Annotated in this window: 15 protein-coding genes and 1 pseudogene; 10 read left to right on the top strand and 6 right to left on the bottom strand. The window is 60.7% G+C overall.

The genetic code is table 11. From position 1 onward, the window contains the following. Positions 1 to 46: 46 nt before the first annotated feature. From clpP to KSS96_RS18275, 5 genes are all read left to right on the top strand, one after another. Positions 47 to 682 carry an ATP-dependent Clp endopeptidase proteolytic subunit ClpP gene (clpP, locus tag KSS96_RS18295; RefSeq protein ID WP_003174822.1) on the top strand — a complete coding sequence of 212 codons (636 nt, stop codon included), beginning with the start codon at positions 47 to 49 and terminating at the stop codon, positions 680 to 682. 112 nt (positions 683 to 794) lie between these two features. Beyond that, a complete protein-coding gene (clpX, locus tag KSS96_RS18290; RefSeq protein ID WP_010209414.1) occupies positions 795 to 2,078 on the top strand; it encodes an ATP-dependent Clp protease ATP-binding subunit ClpX in 1,284 nt (427 codons plus the stop codon). Positions 2,079 to 2,238: 160 nt separating this feature from the next. Continuing rightward, a complete protein-coding gene (gene lon, locus KSS96_RS18285; RefSeq protein WP_068935149.1) occupies positions 2,239 to 4,635 on the top strand; it encodes an endopeptidase La in 2,397 nt (798 codons plus the stop codon). Between the two features lie 150 nt (positions 4,636 to 4,785). Next, positions 4,786 to 5,058, top strand: a complete 273-nt coding sequence (locus tag KSS96_RS18280) for an HU family DNA-binding protein (protein WP_003174819.1) — start codon at positions 4,786 to 4,788, stop codon at positions 5,056 to 5,058. Between the two features lie 230 nt (positions 5,059 to 5,288). Further along, positions 5,289 to 7,163, top strand: a complete 1,875-nt coding sequence (locus KSS96_RS18275; RefSeq protein ID WP_017527091.1) for a SurA N-terminal domain-containing protein — start codon at positions 5,289 to 5,291, stop codon at positions 7,161 to 7,163. A 48-nt stretch (positions 7,164 to 7,211) separates the two neighbouring features. On the opposite strand, the gene KSS96_RS18270 is transcribed toward KSS96_RS18275, so the two are convergent. After that, positions 7,212 to 8,399, bottom strand: a complete 1,188-nt coding sequence (locus tag KSS96_RS18270) for an MFS transporter (RefSeq protein WP_065877501.1) — start codon at positions 8,397 to 8,399, stop codon at positions 7,212 to 7,214. A 119-nt stretch (positions 8,400 to 8,518) separates the two neighbouring features. Between KSS96_RS18270 and KSS96_RS18265 the strand changes: the two genes are divergently transcribed. Beyond that, positions 8,519 to 9,418, top strand: a complete 900-nt coding sequence (locus KSS96_RS18265) for a LysR family transcriptional regulator (RefSeq protein WP_217855188.1) — start codon at positions 8,519 to 8,521, stop codon at positions 9,416 to 9,418. 89 nt (positions 9,419 to 9,507) lie between these two features. Continuing rightward, the gene (locus KSS96_RS18260; protein WP_017527094.1) at positions 9,508 to 10,281 is read left to right on the top strand and encodes a DUF2242 domain-containing protein; all 774 of its coding nucleotides are present in this window, start codon (positions 9,508 to 9,510) and stop codon (positions 10,279 to 10,281) included. A 1-nt stretch (position 10,282) separates the two neighbouring features. On the opposite strand, the gene aceE is transcribed toward KSS96_RS18260, so the two are convergent. Beyond that, complete coding sequence (aceE, locus tag KSS96_RS18255) at positions 10,283 to 12,943, bottom strand: pyruvate dehydrogenase (acetyl-transferring), homodimeric type (protein ID WP_217855187.1); 2,661 nt, start codon at positions 12,941 to 12,943, stop codon at positions 10,283 to 10,285. A gap of 145 nt (positions 12,944 to 13,088) precedes the next feature. Between aceE and KSS96_RS18250 the strand changes: the two genes are divergently transcribed. Further along, entirely contained in the window at positions 13,089 to 13,559 is a 471-nt protein-coding gene (locus KSS96_RS18250) for a MarR family winged helix-turn-helix transcriptional regulator (RefSeq protein ID WP_065877499.1), read from the top strand. A gap of 78 nt (positions 13,560 to 13,637) precedes the next feature. Here the strand turns inward: KSS96_RS18250 and KSS96_RS28050 are convergent. The 3 genes and pseudogenes from KSS96_RS28050 to KSS96_RS18240 all read right to left on the bottom strand — a co-directional run. After that, a pseudogene (locus tag KSS96_RS28050) lies at positions 13,638 to 13,748 on the bottom strand (transketolase-like TK C-terminal-containing protein); the annotation flags it as partial. Between the two features lie 261 nt (positions 13,749 to 14,009). Beyond that, the gene (locus KSS96_RS18245; protein WP_017527098.1) at positions 14,010 to 15,044 is read right to left on the bottom strand and encodes an AraC family transcriptional regulator; all 1,035 of its coding nucleotides are present in this window, start codon (positions 15,042 to 15,044) and stop codon (positions 14,010 to 14,012) included. Between the two features lie 4 nt (positions 15,045 to 15,048). Beyond that, a complete protein-coding gene (locus KSS96_RS18240) occupies positions 15,049 to 16,179 on the bottom strand; it encodes a carbon-nitrogen hydrolase family protein (protein WP_065877496.1) in 1,131 nt (376 codons plus the stop codon). Positions 16,180 to 16,391: 212 nt separating this feature from the next. Between KSS96_RS18240 and KSS96_RS18235 the strand changes: the two genes are divergently transcribed. Together KSS96_RS18235 and KSS96_RS18230 are read left to right on the top strand one after the other, a co-directional pair. After that, positions 16,392 to 18,431 (top strand): NADPH-dependent 2,4-dienoyl-CoA reductase, encoded by a 2,040-nt coding sequence (locus KSS96_RS18235; RefSeq protein WP_017527100.1) that lies wholly within the window; start codon positions 16,392 to 16,394, stop codon positions 18,429 to 18,431. Between the two features lie 57 nt (positions 18,432 to 18,488). Further along, complete coding sequence (locus KSS96_RS18230; RefSeq protein ID WP_017527101.1) at positions 18,489 to 19,388, top strand: 1-aminocyclopropane-1-carboxylate deaminase/D-cysteine desulfhydrase; 900 nt, start codon at positions 18,489 to 18,491, stop codon at positions 19,386 to 19,388. Here KSS96_RS18230 and KSS96_RS18225 read toward each other — a convergent pair. Beyond that, a complete protein-coding gene (locus KSS96_RS18225; RefSeq protein WP_017527102.1) occupies positions 19,369 to 19,926 on the bottom strand; it encodes a cytochrome b in 558 nt (185 codons plus the stop codon). The genes KSS96_RS18230 and KSS96_RS18225 overlap by 20 nt on opposite strands. Positions 19,927 to 19,946: the final 20 nt, after the last annotated feature.

Genomic DNA, 19,946 nt, shown 5'->3' with positions numbered 1-19,946 from the left:
GCTTATGCGTTTTCAAGACATGACTATTTGGGAGTAACTGCAGAGCATGTTCCGTAATTCCTATATTCAGCAGAACTCTGATATCCAGGCCGCAGGCGGCCTGGTCCCGATGGTTGTCGAGCAGTCCGCTCGTGGCGAACGCGCCTACGACATCTACTCGCGCCTGCTCAAGGAGCGAGTGATCTTTCTGGTGGGCCCGGTAGAGGACTACATGGCCAACCTGATCTGTGCGCAACTGCTGTTCCTTGAAGCGGAAAACCCGGACAAGGACATCCATCTCTACATTAACTCGCCGGGCGGTTCGGTGACCGCGGGCATGTCGATCTACGACACCATGCAGTTCATCAAGCCGAACGTATCGACGACCTGTATTGGCCAGGCCTGCAGCATGGGCGCCTTCCTGCTGACCGCCGGTGCCGAGGGCAAGCGTTACTGCCTGCCGAACTCACGCGTGATGATTCACCAGCCACTGGGCGGTTTCCAGGGCCAGGCGTCGGACATAGAAATCCACGCCAAGGAAATCCTTTTCATCCGCGAGCGCCTCAACACGCTGATGGCCAAGCACAGCGGGCACACCCTGGAAGAAATCGAGCGCGACACCAACCGCGACAACTTCATGAGCGCCGAAGCCGCACGTGAATACGGGTTGATCGACGCAGTGATCGAAAAGCGCCCTGCTTAATATAAGCACCTCAAAATAAGGCTGGTCGGCTTTTCCGATCATCGGCGGGCTTGAAAAAGCCCGCATAAGCCTTCATCTTGTGTTGCAAGCCTATCGGATTTGGATCGAACGAATGACTGACACCCGCAACGGCGAGGACAACGGCAAGCTGCTCTATTGCTCCTTCTGTGGCAAAAGCCAGCATGAAGTACGCAAATTGATTGCCGGCCCCTCGGTCTTTATCTGCGACGAGTGCGTCGACTTGTGCAATGACATCATCCGCGAGGAGGTGCAGGAAGCACAGGCCGAAAGCAGCGCGCATAAATTGCCTTCGCCTAAAGAAATCAGCGGCATCCTTGACCAATACGTCATCGGTCAAGAGCGTGCAAAGAAGGTTCTGGCCGTAGCGGTGTACAACCACTACAAGCGTCTGAACCAGCGTGACAAGAAAGGCGACGAAGTCGAACTCGGCAAGAGCAACATCTTGCTGATCGGTCCTACAGGCTCGGGTAAGACCCTGCTTGCAGAAACCCTCGCTCGTCTGCTCAACGTTCCCTTCACCATCGCCGACGCCACCACTCTCACCGAGGCTGGCTACGTTGGCGAGGACGTCGAGAACATCATTCAGAAGCTACTGCAGAAGTGCGACTACGACGTAGAGAAGGCCCAGATGGGTATCGTCTACATCGACGAAATCGACAAGATTTCGCGCAAGTCCGACAACCCGTCGATCACTCGGGACGTTTCCGGTGAAGGCGTGCAGCAGGCCCTGTTGAAACTGATCGAAGGCACGGTTGCTTCCGTACCGCCACAAGGCGGCCGCAAGCACCCGCAGCAGGAATTCCTTCAGGTGGATACGCGTAACATCCTGTTTATCTGTGGTGGTGCGTTCTCGGGTCTGGAAAAGGTCATTCAGCAACGCTCCACCCGTGGCGGCATTGGGTTCAGTGCGGAAGTGCGCAGCAAGGAAGAAGGCAAGAAGGTGGGCGAGTCCCTGCGTGAAGTCGAGCCTGACGATCTCGTCAAGTTCGGTCTGATCCCGGAATTCGTTGGCCGTCTGCCGGTTCTGGCTACGCTGGACGAACTGGATGAGGCTGCTCTGATTCAGATCCTCACCGAGCCGAAAAACGCCCTGACCAAGCAGTACGCCAAGCTGTTCGAAATGGAAGGCGTGGACCTCGAGTTCCGCACCGATGCACTCAAATCGGTGGCCAAGCGGGCACTGGAGCGCAAGACCGGTGCGCGTGGCCTGCGTTCCATCCTCGAAGGCGTGTTGCTCGACACCATGTACGAAATCCCCTCGCAGTCCGAGGTGAGTAAAGTGGTGATCGACGAAAGCGTTATAGAAGGCAAGTCCAAGCCACTGTATATCTACGAAAACAGTGAGCCGGCTGCCAAGGCTGCGCCAGACGCGTAAGCGTTTCGCAGTTTCGGTACAAACAAGGGGCCTCTAGGGGCCCCTTTGTTTTTTCGAAGAGTTTTACTGCGTTTAACCGCGGGCAATAAGCTTGTTTTTTTTGCATGCAGCCCCCATCTTGGCTTCAAGCATATTTTTCAACTGTCATAGAGGCGAAATCATGAAGACAACCATTGAATTGCCTCTCCTGCCGTTGCGTGATGTCGTCGTCTATCCGCACATGGTTATCCCGCTGTTCGTGGGGCGCGAGAAGTCTATCGAAGCCCTCGAGGCCGCGATGACGGGCGACAAGCAGATCCTGCTGTTGGCCCAGAGAAATCCTGCCGATGATGATCCAGGCGAAGATGCCCTGTATCGCGTCGGTACCGTTGCCACCGTGCTGCAATTGCTCAAGCTGCCGGATGGCACCGTCAAGGTGCTGGTGGAAGGCGAACAGCGCGGTGCGGTCGAACGTTTCATGGAAGTGGACGGCCATCTGCGCGCCGAAGTGGCGCTGATCGACGAAGTCGAAGCGCCTGAGCGCGAGTCCGAAGTTTTCGTACGCAGCCTGCTCTCGCAGTTCGAGCAGTATGTGCAGTTGGGCAAGAAAGTCCCGGCTGAAGTCCTGTCTTCGCTCAACAGCATCGATGAGCCAAGCCGCCTGGTCGACACCATGGCCGCGCACATGGCGCTGAAGATCGAGCAGAAGCAAGACATCCTCGAAATCATCGACCTGCCGACCCGTGTCGAACACGTGTTGGCACTGCTGGATGCCGAAATTGACTTGTTGCAGGTCGAGAAGCGCATCCGGGGCCGTGTGAAGAAACAAATGGAGCGCAGCCAGCGCGAGTACTACCTGAATGAGCAGATGAAGGCCATTCAGAAAGAGCTTGGTGACAGCGAGGAAGGCCACAACGAGCTCGAGGAGCTGAAAAAGCGTATCGATGCGGCCGGCCTGCCAAAAGACGCTTTGACCAAAGCCACTGCCGAGCTGAACAAGCTCAAGCAAATGTCGCCGATGTCGGCCGAAGCCACCGTGGTGCGCTCGTACATTGACTGGCTGGTTCAAGTGCCGTGGAAGGCCCAGACCAAGGTGCGCCTGGACCTGGCCCGCGCCGAAGAAATCCTTGATGCCGATCACTATGGCCTCGAAGAAGTCAAAGAACGCATCCTCGAATACCTCGCCGTGCAAAAGCGCGTGAAGAAAATCCGTGGTCCGGTGTTGTGCCTGGTCGGTCCTCCGGGTGTAGGTAAAACCTCCCTGGCTGAGTCGATTGCCAGTGCCACCAACCGTAAATTCGTGCGTATGGCCTTGGGTGGCGTGCGTGACGAAGCGGAAATCCGTGGGCATCGCCGTACGTACATCGGTTCCATGCCAGGAAGATTGATTCAAAAGATGACCAAAGTGGGCGTGCGCAACCCGCTGTTCCTGCTTGATGAAATTGACAAAATGGGCAGCGACATGCGCGGCGATCCGGCGTCGGCGTTGCTTGAAGTGCTCGATCCGGAGCAGAACCACAACTTCAACGACCATTACCTGGAAGTCGACTACGACCTGTCCGACGTGATGTTCCTGTGCACCTCCAACTCCATGAATATTCCGCCAGCCTTGCTGGACCGGATGGAGGTGATTCGTCTGCCGGGTTATACCGAAGACGAGAAAATCAATATTGCCGTCAAATACCTCGCGCCCAAGCAGATTTCGGCCAATGGCCTGAAGAAGGGCGAGATTGAATTCGACGTCGAGGCAATCCGCGACATCGTGCGTTACTACACCCGCGAGGCCGGTGTGCGTGGCCTTGAGCGTCAGGTCGCGAAGATCTGCCGCAAGGCGGTCAAGGAACATGCCCTGGAAAAACGCTTCTCGGTGAAGGTCACGGCCGACTCTCTCGAGCACTTCCTGGGTGTGAAGAAATTCCGCTACGGCTTGGCTGAGCAGCAGGATCAGGTAGGGCAGGTGACTGGCCTGGCATGGACCCAGGTGGGCGGTGAGTTGCTGACCATCGAGGCCGCGGTGATCCCGGGCAAGGGCCAACTGATCAAGACCGGTTCCCTGGGTGATGTGATGGTCGAATCCATCACCGCAGCGCAGACCGTGGTGCGCAGTCGCGCCCGTAGCCTGGGAATTCCTCTGGACTTCCACGAGAAGCACGATACCCATATCCACATGCCGGAAGGGGCAACGCCCAAAGACGGTCCCAGCGCTGGCGTAGGTATGTGCACTGCGTTGGTGTCGGCATTGACCGGCATCCCGGTGCGCGCCGATGTCGCCATGACCGGGGAAATTACCCTGCGGGGTCAGGTATTGGCCATCGGTGGTCTGAAAGAGAAATTGCTTGCCGCACACCGGGGGGGTATCAAGACCGTGATCATTCCTGAAGAGAATGTTCGCGACTTGAAGGAAATTCCTGACAACATCAAGCAGGATCTTCAGATTAAACCGGTTAAATGGATTGACGAGGTCCTGCAAATTGCGCTGCAATACGCGCCGGAGCCCTTGCCGGATGTGGCTCCGGAGATAGTCGCTAAGGACGAAAAGCGAGAGTCTGATTCCAAGGAAAGAATTAGCACGCATTAATGCAATTAAGCCTGGGGGCTTCCTTGACAGCATTTTAGAGCCCTTGTTATAAAGCGGCTCTTAAGTGTCTGTAGGCCATTCAGCACTCGTTTTTGCTGTTTACCAAAAAAACTTAGAATCATACTCAATAGATATATAAGGGGACTTAGAGTGAACAAGTCGGAACTGATTGATGCTATCGCTGCATCCGCTGATATCCCGAAAGCTGCTGCTGGCCGTGCGCTGGATGCAGTAATCGAATCCGTCACTGGCGCTCTGAAGGCCGGCGACTCCGTGGTACTGGTAGGCTTCGGTACTTTCTCTGTGACTGACCGCCCAGCTCGCACTGGCCGCAACCCACAGACTGGCAAAGCACTGCAAATCGCTGCTGCCAAGAAACCAGGTTTCAAAGCCGGTAAAGCCCTGAAAGAAGCCGTTAACTAAGCTTCGATCAAGCCTTGCTTACCCGGGTCGGACGCATGTCCGGCCTGGCAGCGGAGCGGTAGCCGACCCACGTATCCATCGGGTCGCCACGCCGGGGGTGAGAAGTCAAACCCCCGTCCGCTCCGCCAGTTACGAGAAGGCGCATCCTCGGATGCGCCTTTCTTCTATCCGGACTCTACCCACGCTCCACGGTTGCCTATTTTTGAAGTTCAACCGTTTCTGGGGGACGCATGCTGCAAAATATCAGGGACAATTCACAAGGCTGGATTGCCAAGACCATTATCGGGATCATCGTCGCATTGATGGCGTTCACCGGTATCGAGGCCATTTTCCAGGCTTCGGGTACTAACAAGCAGGACGTGGCCAAGGTCAACGGTGAAGCCATCACCCAGACCGAACTGAGCCAGGCTGTCGACATGCAACGTCGCCAACTGATGCAACAGTTGGGCAAGGATTTCGATGCTTCGCTGCTGGACGAAAAACTGCTGCGCGAAGCGGCGCTCAAGGGCCTGATCGACCGCAAGCTGTTGCTGCAAGGTGCCGCCGATTCCAAGTTCGGCTTCTCTGAAGCGGCACTGGACCAGGTGATCCTGCAAACGCCGGAATTCCAGGTGGACGGCAAATTCAACGCCGAACGCTTTGACCAGGTGATCCGTCAGCTGGGCTACAGCCGTCTGCAGTTCCGTCAGATGCTGACCCAGGAAATGCTGATCGGTCAGGTTCGCGCAGGTATCGCGGGCAGCGGTTTCGTCACCGATGCCGAAGTACTGGCCTTCGCCCGTCTGGAAAAACAGACTCGCGATTTCGCCACGGTCAACATCAAGGCCAACCCCGCAGCGGTGAAGCTCACCGACGACGAGGTCAAGGCCTACTACGACCAGCACGCCAAAGAGTTCATGACGCCGGACCAAGTGGTCATCGACTATCTGGAATTGAAGAAGTCGTCCTTCTTCGACCAGGTCAGCGTCAAGGATGATGAACTGCAGGCGGCCTACGAGAAAGAAACCGCCAACCTCGCCGAACAGCGTCGTGCCGCGCACATCCTGATTGAAGTCAACGACAAGGTCACCGAGGCGCAAGCCAAGGCCAAGATCGAAGAGATCCAGGCGCGCCTGGCCAAAGGCGAGAAGTTCGAAGCCCTGGCCAAGGAGTTCTCCCAGGACCCAGGCTCGGCCAATAACGGTGGTGACCTTGGCTTTGCCGGCCCTGGCGTCTACGACCCGGACTTCGAAACCGCCTTGTACGCGTTGAAACAGGACCAGGTATCGGCGCCGGTGCGCAGTACCTTCGGCTGGCATCTGATCAAGCTGTTGGGCGTTGAAGCACCACAGGTGCCGACCTTCGCCAGCCTGAAAGACAAGCTGACCCGTGAGCTCAAGGCCCAGCAAGTCGAGCAGCGTTTTGTCGAAGCCACCAAGCAATTGGAAGATGCGGCATTCGAAGCGTCCGACCTGGCTCAACCCGCATCTGACCTGAAGCTGACCGTGCACACCTCCGCGCCATTCGGCCGTGAAGGTGGTGAAGGTGTTGCGGCCAACCGTGCCGTGGTCACCGCAGCGTTCAGCCCGGAAGTGCTGGATGAGGGTGCCAACAGCACCGCCATCGAGCTGGACCCGGAAACCATCATCGTGCTGCGTGCCAAAGAGCACCGCAAACCTGCGCAACTGCCGCTGGAAAGCGTTGCCGCGGCGATCCGCACCCAGATGGCCAAGGAGCGCGCCAGCGCCGCTGCCAAGACTCACGCCGACGAGCTGATCGCCAGCCTGCGTGATGGCAAGACACCGCTGAACCAGCCGGTCGACGGCCAGGCCTGGAAAGTCACTGAAGCGGCTACCCGTAGCGCGGACGCGGTCGACCCGGCCGTGCTGCAAGCGCTGTTCCGCATGCCCAAGCCTGCGGCCAAGGACAAGCCGACCTTCACCACCGTGACCCTCGCTGACGGCAGCCTGGTGATCGTGCGTTTGAACGGCGTGAACGAAGCGAGCGCTCCAACGGAAGAAGAAAAGGCGCAATACCGTCGCTTCCTCGCTTCCCGTGTTGGCCAGCAGGACTTCGCGGCATACCGCAAGCAGTTGGAAACCCAGGCTGACATCAAGAAGTATTGATGGCGGTTTGAATAAGAAGCCCCCGGCCTGAAAAGACCGGGGTTTTTTTTATGTGCGCTGGACGCCGACCTGTGATGCACCTGCCAGGGCCAACAGCATCAATAACACGATCGCCCAGGGGAACGTCGCAACGCCCCAGCCCTGAAGCAACACGCCGCCAGCCAACCCGCCGCCGGCTATCCCCAGGTTCCATACGGTCACGAGCATCGATTGCGCGGCGTCCGCCGATTCGCCCGCCGATTGGGCCAGGGCGGTTTGCAACAAAGCCGGCAGGCCGCCAAACGCCAGGCCCCAAAACACCACCGCGAGGTAGATGACGGTCGGCACCTCGATCCATAACGCCAACGCCAGGGCGATCATGCCGAACAGTGCGCAACTGATGAGCAGCAGTGTGCGCAACCACCGATTAATCAGCACGCCGGCCAGCCAGATGCTCAACAGCGCGGCGAGACCAAACACCAGCAGCACTCGGTCGATATCGGCAGCGATACCGGCGGGCTCCAACAGCGGTGCCACATAGGTGTAGAGGATGTTGTGGGCCAATACGTAGGTAAAGGTCACCCACAGCACCGAGCGAATACCGGGCAGGGTCAATACCTGGTGCAGGCGCAGGCGCTTTTGAGCGGCTTGGCCGGCAAAGTCCGGAAGCTGCCAGCGTGCCCATATCAGCAACACCAGTGTGAGCCCGGTCATGATCGCAAAACTCAGGCGCCAGCCCACGATGGTGCCGAGCCAGGTGCCGGCCGGCAGGCCCAGGCACAACGCCAACGGTGCGCCGAGCATCGCCACCGCGATTGCCCGGCCTTGCAGGTGCGGTGCCACCATGCGGCTGGCGTAGCCGGCGAGCAATGCCCAAAGCAGCCCGGCGAACACGCCGGCAAAGAAGCGTGCCACCAGGGTCAGGCCGTAGTGGCTGGAGAATGCCGTCACACTGTTGACCACGGCAAAGCCGCCGATGGCCATCAACAGCAGCGGTCGGCGGCGCCAGCCTCGGGTCAGCAGCGTGAGGGGGATGGCCGCCAGCAATGACCCTAGGGCGTAGAGGGTGACCAACTGGCCGACCAGTGCCGGCGACACGCCCAGGCCTTGGCCCATTTGCGGCAAGAGCCCGGCGGGCATCGCTTCGGTAAGAATGGTGATAAAACCAGCGCAGGCCAGGGCCAAAAGGCCACCCAAGGGCAGTGTTTCCCGTGGGGCGGTGGTGCCGATCTCAGTCACTAAGGGGTTAGCGCTCATAGTGTGTCCATGCAGAAAAGGGGCGAGGGCGCAGCGTAGGGGGCTGTGTCTTGCGGAAAAACAGGCTAAGGTTCCGAACTTATCGGACGTGGGTGTCCGCAATCGGCAAAGGCAAAATCATGGATAGCTTGGGCAGCCTCGCGGTATTCGTGCAGGTGGCGCAGACCCGCAGTTTCACCGCTGCCGCGCGTGTGCTGGGCGTATCGTCATCGGCGGTGGGCAAAAGCATTGCGCGCATGGAGGAGCGCCTGGGCGTGCGGTCGTTTCATCGCAGTACGCGCAGCATCACCCTGACTGGCGAAGGCGCACTGTTCCTTGAGCGTTCGCGGCGGATCCTGCTCGAGATCGAGGCCGCCGAGCGCGAATTGACCGACGCCCGCGTGGCGCCTCGAGGCAAGTTGCGCATCAGTGTGCCGCAAGTGCGTGGCTTGTTGATGCCGGTGCTCAGCGACTTTATGCGCGCTTACCCGGACATTGAGTTGGATGTGGATTTTTCCGACCGCATGGTTGACGTGATCGAGGAAGGTTTCGATGCGGTGATTCGCACCGGCAAGCCAGAAGATTCGCGCTTGATGGCCCGTCATCTGGGGCACTATCAACTGGTGCTGGTGGCGACGCCGGGCTACTTTCAACAGCACGGCACGCCGCTGCTGCCCCAGCATTTGAGCGGTCACGCCTGCCTGCGTCACAAGTTTTGCGCCACCGGTCAACTGGAGCCCTGGCCGCTGCGGCGGGCACTCGACGAGGTGGAGCCCACCTTGCGTACGCCGTTGGTCAGCACCACCATCGAGTCCCTTAACCATGTGGTGCATGAAGGCTTGGGCATTGCCTGCCTGCCGGACTATATGGTCCACCAGGCAGTGCGGGAGGGGCGTTTGCAGCGTGTGCTGGACGACTACCTGGAACACCGGGGCAGTTTCTGGATGTTGTGGCCATCCAGCCGCCATGCATCGGCCAAATTGCGCGTGTTTATCGATCATATGTGCGCGCAGCTTTTTCCTGCAGGCGCCGTCGTGTAGGTCTGTGACGTTTTACCGACAGGAATGCGCGCGCCAAGGCCACGTTCTGTTGCACAATACCGGCCAGACCGTTTTCCTCAGGATTTTCAATGTCGACATCATTTCACTTGCGTTGCCTCGGGATGGCGCTGGTGTTGGCGGGCGCCGCGGGCTGCTCGTCACCCAAGACCGCTATTTACGAACATGAGAATTTCGACGACTCCGGCACGTTTTCCCGGGATTATCCGGTCAGTGATACCGCCGCGTGCGAAGCTGCCCGGCGTGCCTTGCTGAGCCAGGGTTACATCATCACCAGCAGCGATCCGAAGTTGGTAGTGGGTAACAAGAGTTTCCAGCAGACCGGCGAAACCCATCTGCAGATCAGCTTCAACGTGGTGTGCGCCGATGACGGCAAAGGCACCCACCATTCGACGATGTTCGCCAACGCCTTGCAGGACCGTTATGCGCTGAAGAAGGTCAACAACTCGGCAAGCCTGGGTGTGGGTGTGCTGGGGTCGGTGTCGATGCCGATCGGCTCCACCGATGACTCGATGGTGAAAGTGGCCAGTGAGACCGTTTCGGCACCGAAGTTCTACGAGCGTTACTTTGCGCTGGTGGACGTGTTCCTGCCTCAGGAAGTGAAGCAGGCGGCGCACATTCCCGAGCAGCCCAAGGCGGAGCTGGGTGTTCCGGAACCCAAGGCCGCACCGGCTGCCGAGAAGGTCGAAGCGCCGAAGGAAGAACCCGCCGCTTCGGAACCTGTGGCACCGCCGGCCGAACCTACGCCGATCGCGCCTCAGTCAGAGCCGGCACCGTCGCCGACCAATCCTGAGCTGCCGGCGCCGACAGAGGCGATTCCACCGCTGCCGACGCCTGCTCCATAAATCAGACCGCTGCGGGGTCGGTCTTGTCGACGTTGATCCCGTAGCGCTTGATTGCCTCACTGACTTTATCGCGACCGATCACGCCGTCATTGGCCAGTGCCTTCAAGGCCGCGAGTGCGATGAAGTGTCGGTCCACCTCAAAGAACTCGCGCAAGGCCTCCCGCGTATCCGATTGCCCGAAGCCGTCGGTGCCCAGCGCCACAAAGCGTCGGTTGTGCACGAATGGGCGGATCTGGTCGGCGAACAGTTTCATGTAGTCCGTCGCCACCACCACCGGCCCCGTCTGTCCGGCCAGGCATTGCTCCACATAACCCATGCGTGGCTCGCCTTCCGGGTGCAACAGGTTCCAGCGCTCGACTGCCTGCCCGTCACGGCGCAATTCGGTGAGGCTGGTCACGCTCCACACGTTGCTGTACACCGCGAAATCCTTGGCGAGCAATTGCGCCGCCGCGATCACTTCGCGCAGGATCGAACCACTGCCCATCAGTTGCACCTGGGCCTGCGGGCTGACGCCGAGCGGGTACATGCCCTTGAGAATGCCTTCTTCCACATCTTCTGGCATGGCCGGGTGCGGGTAGTTTTCGTTGAGCAGCGTGATGTAGTAGTAAATGTCCTCTTGCTCGACATACATGCGCCGCATGCCTTCGCGAATGATCACTGCCAGCTCGTAGGCAAAAGTCGGGTCATACGACACGCAGCACGGAATGACCGACGCCAGGATATGGCTATGGCCGTCGTCATGCTGCAGGCCTTCGCCCATCAGCGTGGTACGCCCGGCCGTAGCGCCCAGCAGGAAGCCACGCGCCCGCGCATCGGCCGCCGCCCAGGCCAGGTCGCCGACGCGCTGGAAGCCGAACATCGAATAAAAAATATAGAACGGTACGGTCATCAAACCGTGGTTGCTGTAGGACGTACTGGCCGCTATCCACGAGGAAATAGCGCCGGACTCATTCAGGCCTTCCTGCATAATCTGTCCGTCCTTGCTCTCCTTGTAGTAGCTCAGTTGCCCGGCGTCCTGTGGCGTATAGAGCTGGCCGACAGCAGAGTGGATGCCGATCTGTCGGAACAGGCTTTCCATGCCGAAGGTGCGTGACTCATCCGGCACGATGGGGACGATCAACTTGCCCATCTGTGGGTCCTTGAGCAGGGTGCCGAGGATGCGCACGAACGCCATGGTGGTCGAAATGGCCCGCTCGCCGGTGTCCTTGAGTTGAGTGGCGAAGGCGGCCAGGTCGGGGATCTGCAAAGGCTCGACGGCACTGTGACGCGCTGGCACGTGGCCACCCAGGGCTTGGCGGCGGGCAGCGAAGTAGCGGGCTTCTTCGCTGTCGACGGCGGGCTTGAGGTAAGGGATGTCGGCGAGTTGTTCGTCGGCCACGTCCAGGCCGAAGCGGTCGCGGAAGGCCTTGACGGCGTCGGCGCCCATCTTCTTCAGTTGGTGGTTGATGTTCTGGCCTTCGCCGGCTTCGCCCATGCCGAAGCCCTTGACGGTTTTGGCCAGGATCACAGTGGGTTGGCCGGTATGGCGCACGGCGGCGGCGTAGGCGTTGTAAACCTTGTCCGGGTCGTGCCCGCCGCGTGAGAGTTTCCAGATATCGTCGTCGGACATGTCCGCAACCAGTGCCAGCAATTCTGGGTATTTACCGAAGAAATGCTCGCGCACGTAGGCGCCGTTCTGCGATTTGTAGTTCTGATAGTCGCCGTCTACGCATTCCATCATGCGCTGGCGCAGCAGGCCGCTCTGGTCTTTGTCGAGCAACGCATCCCAGCCACCGCCCCAGATCACCTTGATCACATTCCAACCGGCGGCGCGGTACAGGCTTTCGAATTCCTGGATCACCTTGGCATTGCCGCGCACCGGCCCGTCCAGGCGTTGCAGGTTGCAGTTGACCACGAAGATCAGGTTGTCGAGTTTCTCGCGCCCGGCCAGGGAAATGGCGGCGAGGGATTCCGGCTGGTCCATTTCGCCATCACCGAGGAACGCCCAGACCTTGCGGCCTTGGTGTTGCTTGAGGCCGCGGTACTCCAGGTAGCGCATAAAGCGCGCTTGATAGGCGGCAGTGATCGGCCCGAGGCCCATTGATACCGTAGGAAATTGCCAGAAGTCCGGCATGAGTCGTGGGTGCGGGTAGGACGAAATCCCTTCGCCATTGGCCTCGCGCCGGAAATTGTCCAACTGCGCTTCGCTGATGCGCCCTTCGAGATAGGCGCGGCTGTAGATACCGGGTGAGGAGTGGCCCTGGATGTACACCAGGTCGCCATCGAAGCTATCGGTGCGACCACGGAAGAAATGGTCAAAACCTACGTCGTACAGGACGGCGGCTGACGCATAGGTCGCAATGTGCCCACCGACGCCCGAATGTTTGCCCGCACGCAGCACCATCGCCATGGCGTTCCAGCGGATAAACGCGTTGGTGCGGCGTTCGATGGCCAGGTTGCCGGGGTAGGGCAGTTGGCGCTCCACCGCGATGGTGTTGACGTAGGGGGTTGTCACCCGCCCGTAGAAATCACCGTGACGCGCCACGTCGAAATCCAGCAATTGATCGATCAGGTAGTGGGCGCGCGGGCGGCCTTCGGTGGACAGCACCGATTCGATGGACTCCAGCCACTCGCGGGTTTCCTGTGGGTCGTCGTCGCGGCGCACTGCGGTATTGGGGGTCATGTGAGGCTCCAGGGTAGGCGGATATCGAGTGGCGGGCTCCTTGTGGGAGGGTCGCCAAAGTAATTGCAATTGCAACTACATAAACGAATCTAGCGCGGGATGAGCTACTATTGCAACCTTCTTGAAATCCCCCGGATGGTGTTGCATGTCGTCGAAAGAGCCTGATGTATGGTTCCGTTTTGTCAGGGCTCACAGGACGGTCATCCGTGAAATCGAACGCCGCCTGGCCGAGGCGAACCTGCCGCCTTACGCCTGGTACGACGCCTTGTGGGGCCTGGAAAGCGGCCCCGACGGCACCCGCCGCATGCACGAATTGGCCGATGTGCTGGCCATCGAGCGCTACAACCTCACGCGCCTGGTAGACCGCCTGGAAAAAGACGGCCTGGTGGAGCGTTCCCGCTCGGACGGCGATGGCCGCGCGGCGTTTGCCTCGATTACCGAGGCCGGGCGGGCGCTGCGAAAAAAGATGTGGAAGATCTATGAAAGTACGGTAGATGAGCTGTTCCTCTCGCAGATCGAGCCCGAACAGCGCCAGGGGTTTGCCGATGCGTTGGAGCGCACGGCCGGGCTGGCGATGGAGGCGAGTGTGCAGACCCGCAGCCGCCGCAAATCCTGAAGTCGAAGCCGATCCCGTGTGGGAGGGGGCTTGCTCCCGATAGCACCGGGTCAGCTACAGATGCGTTGGCTGATGCACCGCTGGTGCCGATGGCTGCACCGAACCTGCTCCCAGCGCGATAAACCTTGAGTCCACGTAGGCCGCTAACTGATCGACAATCGCCTGCGGATACCCGGTTACCGCAATCACTGCGCCGCCTCGAAGCTCAGGGGCTAAATTCGGATAACGCTGCTACGTTTAATCTTGGAGTGCGGGAACGCCATGACGCAGACATTTTTTCGTCATGACGGCACTTTAAGCTGCTCATGCAGGTCATCTGTGTGCAGCCGCTTTTAACGTCAACAAGGAGTCCGCGATGGATGATTACCAGGAAGAACTGCTGGAGTACCAGGCCTTTGAATGGGATCCGCTGGATCCGGCCGACGACGCCACCGAGCTGTAGGACCGATTTCAGGCGTACTGCCGCTGACTGCGGCGAAACTCCCCTGGGGTCTGGTTGTTCCACCGCCTGAACGCCCGTTGAAATGCTTGGGCCGAGGCAAAACCGAGCAAGTAGGCGATCTCGCCGAACGCCAGTTCCGTATCGCGGATGTAGGTCATGGCCAGGTCGCGGCGGGTATCGTTGAGAATCGCGCGGAACTGAGTACCTTCTTCGGTCAGTTTGCGGCGCAGTGTCCAGGTTGGCAGCTTCAGGCGTGCCGCCACTTCTTCCAGGTCGGGTTCCCGGCCGCCATTGAGCATTGGCCCGAGCAAGCGGGTAATGCGCTCGCGCAGGCTGCGCGTGCGGGTCAACTGCTCCAATTCCCGTTCACACAATTGCAACAACAGCTGCCAGGTACTGGGGCAATGCTGCGGGTTGCGCAGGGCCAGGGTGGCCTGGTTCAGGCGCAGTTGGTTGGCGTCGGCGCCAAAGTGGACCGGGCTGTCGCCCAACAGGCGGTATTGGTCGCTATAGTCCGGTGCTTCGAACTCGATGTCGATGCGTTGCGCCTGCACTGGTTGTTGGGCCAGGCTCGACAGCTGGTGCAGCCAGCCGGCGATGATCGAGTCCACCACAAAGCGGTTATAGGCGTTGTAGGGGCTGATGGAATAGAAACGCAGCCAGGCGCCGTCGGCATCTTCTTCAAAACTGGACTGCCCACGATAATTGGCGCCATACAGCGGCTCGAAGCGCGTGAGCGTGCGGGCCGCCTCGCGGACGTTCGGCGCCTGGGCGGCGGTGACCCCGGCGAGCCCCGCCTGGCTCAAGCGGCTGAGCCGGCCCATGCGCAGGCCCAGGCCGGCGTCGCCGGTGAGTTGGATGGCCGCATGGCCCAGGCGCATGTAGCGTGGGATCGACAAGCGTGCGCCCGCTTCGGCAAGGCGCGCCGCGTCGAGGCCGTATTGCAGCAGCAGCGGTTGCGGGTCCAGGCCATGGCTGCTGATGGCATCGGCCAGGGTGTGCACGAAGCCCACCGACAGATCCCCCAGGCGCACCGGTTTCACGGCGTTACAGCCAGATATTCAATAAGCGCGCACCCTGTGCGTCGCCGTCGGCGCTGATATGCCCGGCGTGGCTCAGGAAGCTCTGCCCGGCGGTGCCCAGGTCCCAGAACTGACCCCGCAGGAACACGCTCATGCCGGCGCTGGCCTGGCTGATCGGTTGTTGGCTGATCAGTGTGAGGCGCCGCCAGGCTTCGCCTTCGCTGAGTTCCTCGGGCTTGAGGCTGATTTCCGGCGGTGTCGACACGCTTTTGAAACCGCGCCACGGCCGTTCCCAGGTATCGCGCCCGAGCACAAAGGCCGGCACCGCGATCAATTGCGCGCCTTGTTCGTTGAGTTTGCGGTAGTTGTCCGGGTACCAGCTGTCGCTGCCAACCAACACGCCGAGGCGTCCGGCTGGCGTGTCGACCACGCTGACGATGTTCTCGTCGCCGGGCTCGATAAAGCCGCGTTCATCGTAGATCGGGTAGAGCTGGCGCTGTGGATCGCCGATCGGCAAGCCGTCCGCCGCGAACACCACGCTGGCGTTGTACAGCGCACCATGACCGATCTGCAGTTGCCCCTGCCTCACCGTCGGGTTGGGCAGGGCGATGGAGCCGGCCACCACGGTAACGCCGAATTCCTTGGCCAGGCCACCGAACAGCACTTGATAGTCACGCGCCATGGTCGGGGCCTTCATGCGCAGGTACGCGTCGTCGCTGCGGCTGGTGCCGGTGGCGCTGATCCAGGCGCGCAGGAATTGCACTGGGTTACTCAATGACAACCAGTTCATCGCATCTTTCACATGCAATGCCTGGTACACCTCGTTTTTTTCGCCGGTGAGCATCAGCCAGGTGCCGATGTGCTCCGGCAGCACCACGATGGTCTTGTCGTTGATCAGGCCTTGGTCCCGGGCGTTTTGCAGGTAGGCCGCGAGTTTCAGGTGCAGGCGTTCCAGGCTTTGGTAATCGGCGGGGTACAGCTGCGGTTGGATGCCCAGCAAGTTGCCGCGATCGGCCGGCTGGCCTTCGTTGACCGCGAGGGTGATGCGCAGGTCCGACAGGTAATGCGCCACGGGGCGCTCCTGGGTCCAGACCAGATACGCGGCGACGGTGGCAACCAGGGCCAGGGTGACGGTGAACGCTAGAAGTTTACGCATGGGGCAACAGACAACAGACCGTGTGCTGGGTTCGCCGACTAGGGTAGGGCGCCTGTGGCGGCTTGCCAAGGGGCGCTGTGCATTTGGATCAATAACTTGTGAGTTTCGGTCATTGAGCGGTAGGGCATCGGCTCTTAGTCTGTGGGACATAAACCGATGGGGCGTCATTCGAACGCCTCACGTCCCGTGATGATCCGTTGTGGAGCTGTACCATGACCGCTGCTGCCTACCCGCACCTGCTGGCCCCGTTGGACCTGGGTTTCACCACCTTGCGCAACCGTACCCTGATGGGCTCGATGCACACCGGCCTGGAAGAAAAACCCGGCGGCTTCGAGCGCATGGCCGCTTATTTTGCCGAGCGCGCCAGGGGTGGCGTGGGCCTGATGGTCACCGGCGGCATTGGCCCGAATGACGAAGGCGGGGTGTATTCCGGCGCGGCCAAGCTGACCACCGACGAAGAAGCGCAAAAGCACAAGATCGTCACCCAGGCGGTGCATGAGGCGGGTGGCAAGATCTGCATGCAGATCCTTCACGCCGGCCGTTATGCCTACAGCCCCAAGCAGGTGGCGCCAAGCGCGATCCAGGCGCCGATCAACCCGTTCAAGCCCAGGGAACTGGACGAAGAGGGCATCGAAAAACAGATCCAGGATTTCGTCACCTGCTCGCTGCTGGCCCAGGTGGCCGAGTATGACGGTGTGGAAATCATGGGCTCCGAAGGTTATTTCATTAACCAGTTCCTCGCCGCCCACACCAACCACCGCACCGACCGTTGGGGCGGCAGCTACGAAAACCGTATGCGCCTGGCCGTGCAAATCGTAAGCCGTGTGCGTGCAGCGGTAGGCCCGAACTTCATCATTATTTTCCGCCTGTCGATGCTCGACCTGGTGGAAGGCGGCAGCACCTGGGAAGAGATCGTGCAGTTGGCCAAGGCGATCGAGCAGGCAGGCGCGACGATCATCAACACCGGCATCGGCTGGCACGAAGCGCGTATCCCGACCATCGCCACCAAAGTGCCACGCGGCGCATTCAGTAAAGTCACCGCCAAATTACGCGGCGCGGTGCAGATCCCGCTGATCACCACCAACCGCATCAACACCCCGGAAATTGCCGAGCAGATCCTCGCCGAGGGCGATGCGGACATGGTCTCGATGGCGCGACCGTTCCTTGCCGACCCGGAGTTCGTCAACAAAGCTGCTGCCGGTCGCGCCGATGAAATCAACACCTGCATCGGCTGCAACCAGGCGTGCCTGGACCACACCTTCGGCGGCAAGCTGACCACTTGCCTGGTTAACCCGCGGGCGTGCTACGAGACCGAGCTTAACTACCTGCCGGTGCGGCAGATCAAAAAAATCGCCGTGGTCGGCGCCGGCCCGGCGGGTCTGGCCGCCGCCACGGTGGCGGCTGAGCGCGGCCATCAAGTGACGCTGTTCGATTCGGCCAGCGAGATCGGTGGCCAGTTCAACATCGCCAAGCGCGTGCCGGGCAAGGAAGAGTTCTTTGAAACCCTGCGCTATTTCAACCGCAAGCTGCAGACCACCCACGTCGAGCTGTGCCTCAACACTCGCGTGGATGCCGCGCAGTTGGCGGCCGGCGGCTACGACGAGATCATCCTGGCCACCGGCATCGCACCGCGCACGCCGGCGATCCCTGGTGTAGAAAACGCCAAGGTGCTGAGCTACCTGGACGTGATCCTCGAACGCAAGCCAGTGGGCAAGCGCGTCGCGGTGATCGGTGCTGGCGGTATCGGTTTTGACGTCTCGGAGTTTCTCGTGCATCAAGGCGTGTCCACCAGCCTGGACCGCGAAGCGTTCTGGAAGGAGTGGGGCATCGACACCCACCTGCAAGCCCGTGGCGGCGTCGCCGGGATCAAGGCTGAGCGCCATGCGCCGGCGCGCGAAGTATTCCTGCTGCAACGCAAGGCGTCCAAGGTCGGCGACGGTTTGGGCAAGACCACCGGCTGGATCCATCGCACCGGGTTGAAGAACAAGCAGGTGCAGATGCTCAACAGCGTTGAGTACCTGAAGATCGACGACGACGGCCTGCATATCCGCATCGGCGCCGAGGGCGAGCCGCAACTGCTGGCGGTGGACAATATCGTCATCTGTGCCGGCCAGGACCCGTTGCGTGAACTGCACGACGGCCTGGTCGCTGCGGGCCAGAACGTGCACCTGATCGGCGGTGCTGACGTAGCGGCCGAGTTGGACGCCAAGCGCGCTATCAACCAGGGCTCGCGCCTGGCGGCCGAGCTGTAAAAACCCATGCGGGGCGGTGTTAGACTACCGCCCCGTTTTTCATGCGGTTCCCCTCCAATGGGCCCCTTCGATTGGCTTCCCTACGCACCCCTTGAACCCTTGGCGCTGGATTGGCTCAATGGCGTCGAGTTGGCCGTGCTGCGCCTGGATCGCATCGACCCGCTGATCAGCGGCAACAAGTGGTTCAAGCTCACCGAGCATCTGGCCCAGGCGCATCAGGCGGGGGCCAGTGGCGTTATCAGCCTTGGCGGCGCCTATTCCAACCATCTGCACGCACTCGCGGCGGCGGGCAAGCGTTTTGGCTTTGCCACCGTCGGCCTGCTGCGTGGCCATGCGCACCACACGCCTACCGTCGAGGATCTGCAGGCATTTGGCATGCACCTGCATTGGCTGGGTTTCGGCGGCTATCGCGCGCGCCATGAGCCGGGTTTCTGGGCGCCCTGGCGTGAGCGTTACCCGCATCTGTATCCCGTGCCCGAAGGGGGCGGCGGGTTGGCGGGCGCAACGGGTTGCCGGGTGCTGGTCGAGCAAGCTCGCGCGCAATTGAGCCACCTGGGTTGGGCCGATTACGACGCCTGGTGGCTGGCGGCGGGCACCGGTACCACGCTGGCGGGGTTGGTCTTGGCCGAGGCGGGGGCGCATTTGGTGTACGGCGCCATGGCGGTGCCGCACGATCATGGCGTGGCGCAAAATGTGAGTGCCTTGGTGCAGGGCGGCTATCAATTGCTGGACGCCAGCCGGGGCGGCTTCGCCAAGGTCGACCCGCTGTTGCGCGACTTTATTGAAACCACGGAGCAGGCCTGCGGCGTGCCGCTGGAACCGCTCTACACCGGCAAAGCGTTACTGGCGTTGAAGCATCAGGTCGAGGCCGGGCACGTCGCGCCCGGCACTCGCCTGATCTTTGTGCACACCGGCGGCCTGCAAGGCCGGCGTGGGTTTACAGCCGGGCGCGCTTGACCGGCATCATGCGCAACGCGGTGTTATCGCGCACCACGTAATGGTGGAAGATCCCCGCCAATGCATGCAGCCCGATCAACCAATAGCCGATCTGGCCGAACAGCACGTGCCAACCTTCAATCTGTTTGGCCAAGGCTTTGTTCTCGCCGATCAACGGCGGCAGCTCGATGCCGTAGAACAGTACCGAATGCCCCTCGGCACTGACGATCAACCAGCCCGCGATGGGCAGGCCGATCATCAAGGCGTACAACGCAAAATGCGTCAGCGTGGCCAACAGGCTCTGCCACTTCGGCGGCGCCGGTACGATCTTCGGCGCAACCCCCAGGCTGCGTGCAAACAGGCGCAGCCACACCAGCACAAACACGGTGAGGCCGAGCATGAAGTGCATCTCGACGATCAGTGTGCGTGCGCCACTGCCTTTGGGGAACTGGCCGCGTAACTCAATGCAGGCGTAGACCACCGCCAGCAGCACCACCATCAGCCAGTGCAGCGCAATCGACATGGTGCTGTAGCGCGTATCGGAATTTTTCCACGGCATCGCTGGGTTTCCTCATTCAT

The organism is Pseudomonas asgharzadehiana, assembly GCF_019139815.1.
GTDB lineage: Bacteria > Pseudomonadota > Gammaproteobacteria > Pseudomonadales > Pseudomonadaceae > Aquipseudomonas > Aquipseudomonas asgharzadehiana.
This window is presented reverse-complemented; position numbering and strand designations above follow the sequence as displayed.

Coding starts and splice junctions, on each gene's coding strand:
- clpP (WP_003174822.1), top strand. CDS start 47: ATGTTCCGTAATTCCTATATTCAGCAGAACTCTGATATCCAGGCCGCA.
- clpX (WP_010209414.1), top strand. CDS start 795: ATGACTGACACCCGCAACGGCGAGGACAACGGCAAGCTGCTCTATTGC.
- lon (WP_068935149.1), top strand. CDS start 2,239: ATGAAGACAACCATTGAATTGCCTCTCCTGCCGTTGCGTGATGTCGTC.
- KSS96_RS18275 (WP_017527091.1), top strand. CDS start 5,289: ATGCTGCAAAATATCAGGGACAATTCACAAGGCTGGATTGCCAAGACC.
- KSS96_RS18270 (WP_065877501.1), bottom strand. CDS start 8,399: ATGAGCGCTAACCCCTTAGTGACTGAGATCGGCACCACCGCCCCACGG.
- KSS96_RS18265 (WP_217855188.1), top strand. CDS start 8,519: ATGGATAGCTTGGGCAGCCTCGCGGTATTCGTGCAGGTGGCGCAGACC.
- KSS96_RS18260 (WP_017527094.1), top strand. CDS start 9,508: ATGTCGACATCATTTCACTTGCGTTGCCTCGGGATGGCGCTGGTGTTG.
- aceE (WP_217855187.1), bottom strand. CDS start 12,943: ATGACCCCCAATACCGCAGTGCGCCGCGACGACGACCCACAGGAAACC.
- KSS96_RS18250 (WP_065877499.1), top strand. CDS start 13,089: ATGTCGTCGAAAGAGCCTGATGTATGGTTCCGTTTTGTCAGGGCTCAC.
- KSS96_RS18240 (WP_065877496.1), bottom strand. CDS start 16,179: ATGCGTAAACTTCTAGCGTTCACCGTCACCCTGGCCCTGGTTGCCACC.
- KSS96_RS18235 (WP_017527100.1), top strand. CDS start 16,392: ATGACCGCTGCTGCCTACCCGCACCTGCTGGCCCCGTTGGACCTGGGT.
- KSS96_RS18230 (WP_017527101.1), top strand. CDS start 18,489: ATGGGCCCCTTCGATTGGCTTCCCTACGCACCCCTTGAACCCTTGGCG.
- KSS96_RS18225 (WP_017527102.1), bottom strand. CDS start 19,926: ATGCCGTGGAAAAATTCCGATACGCGCTACAGCACCATGTCGATTGCG.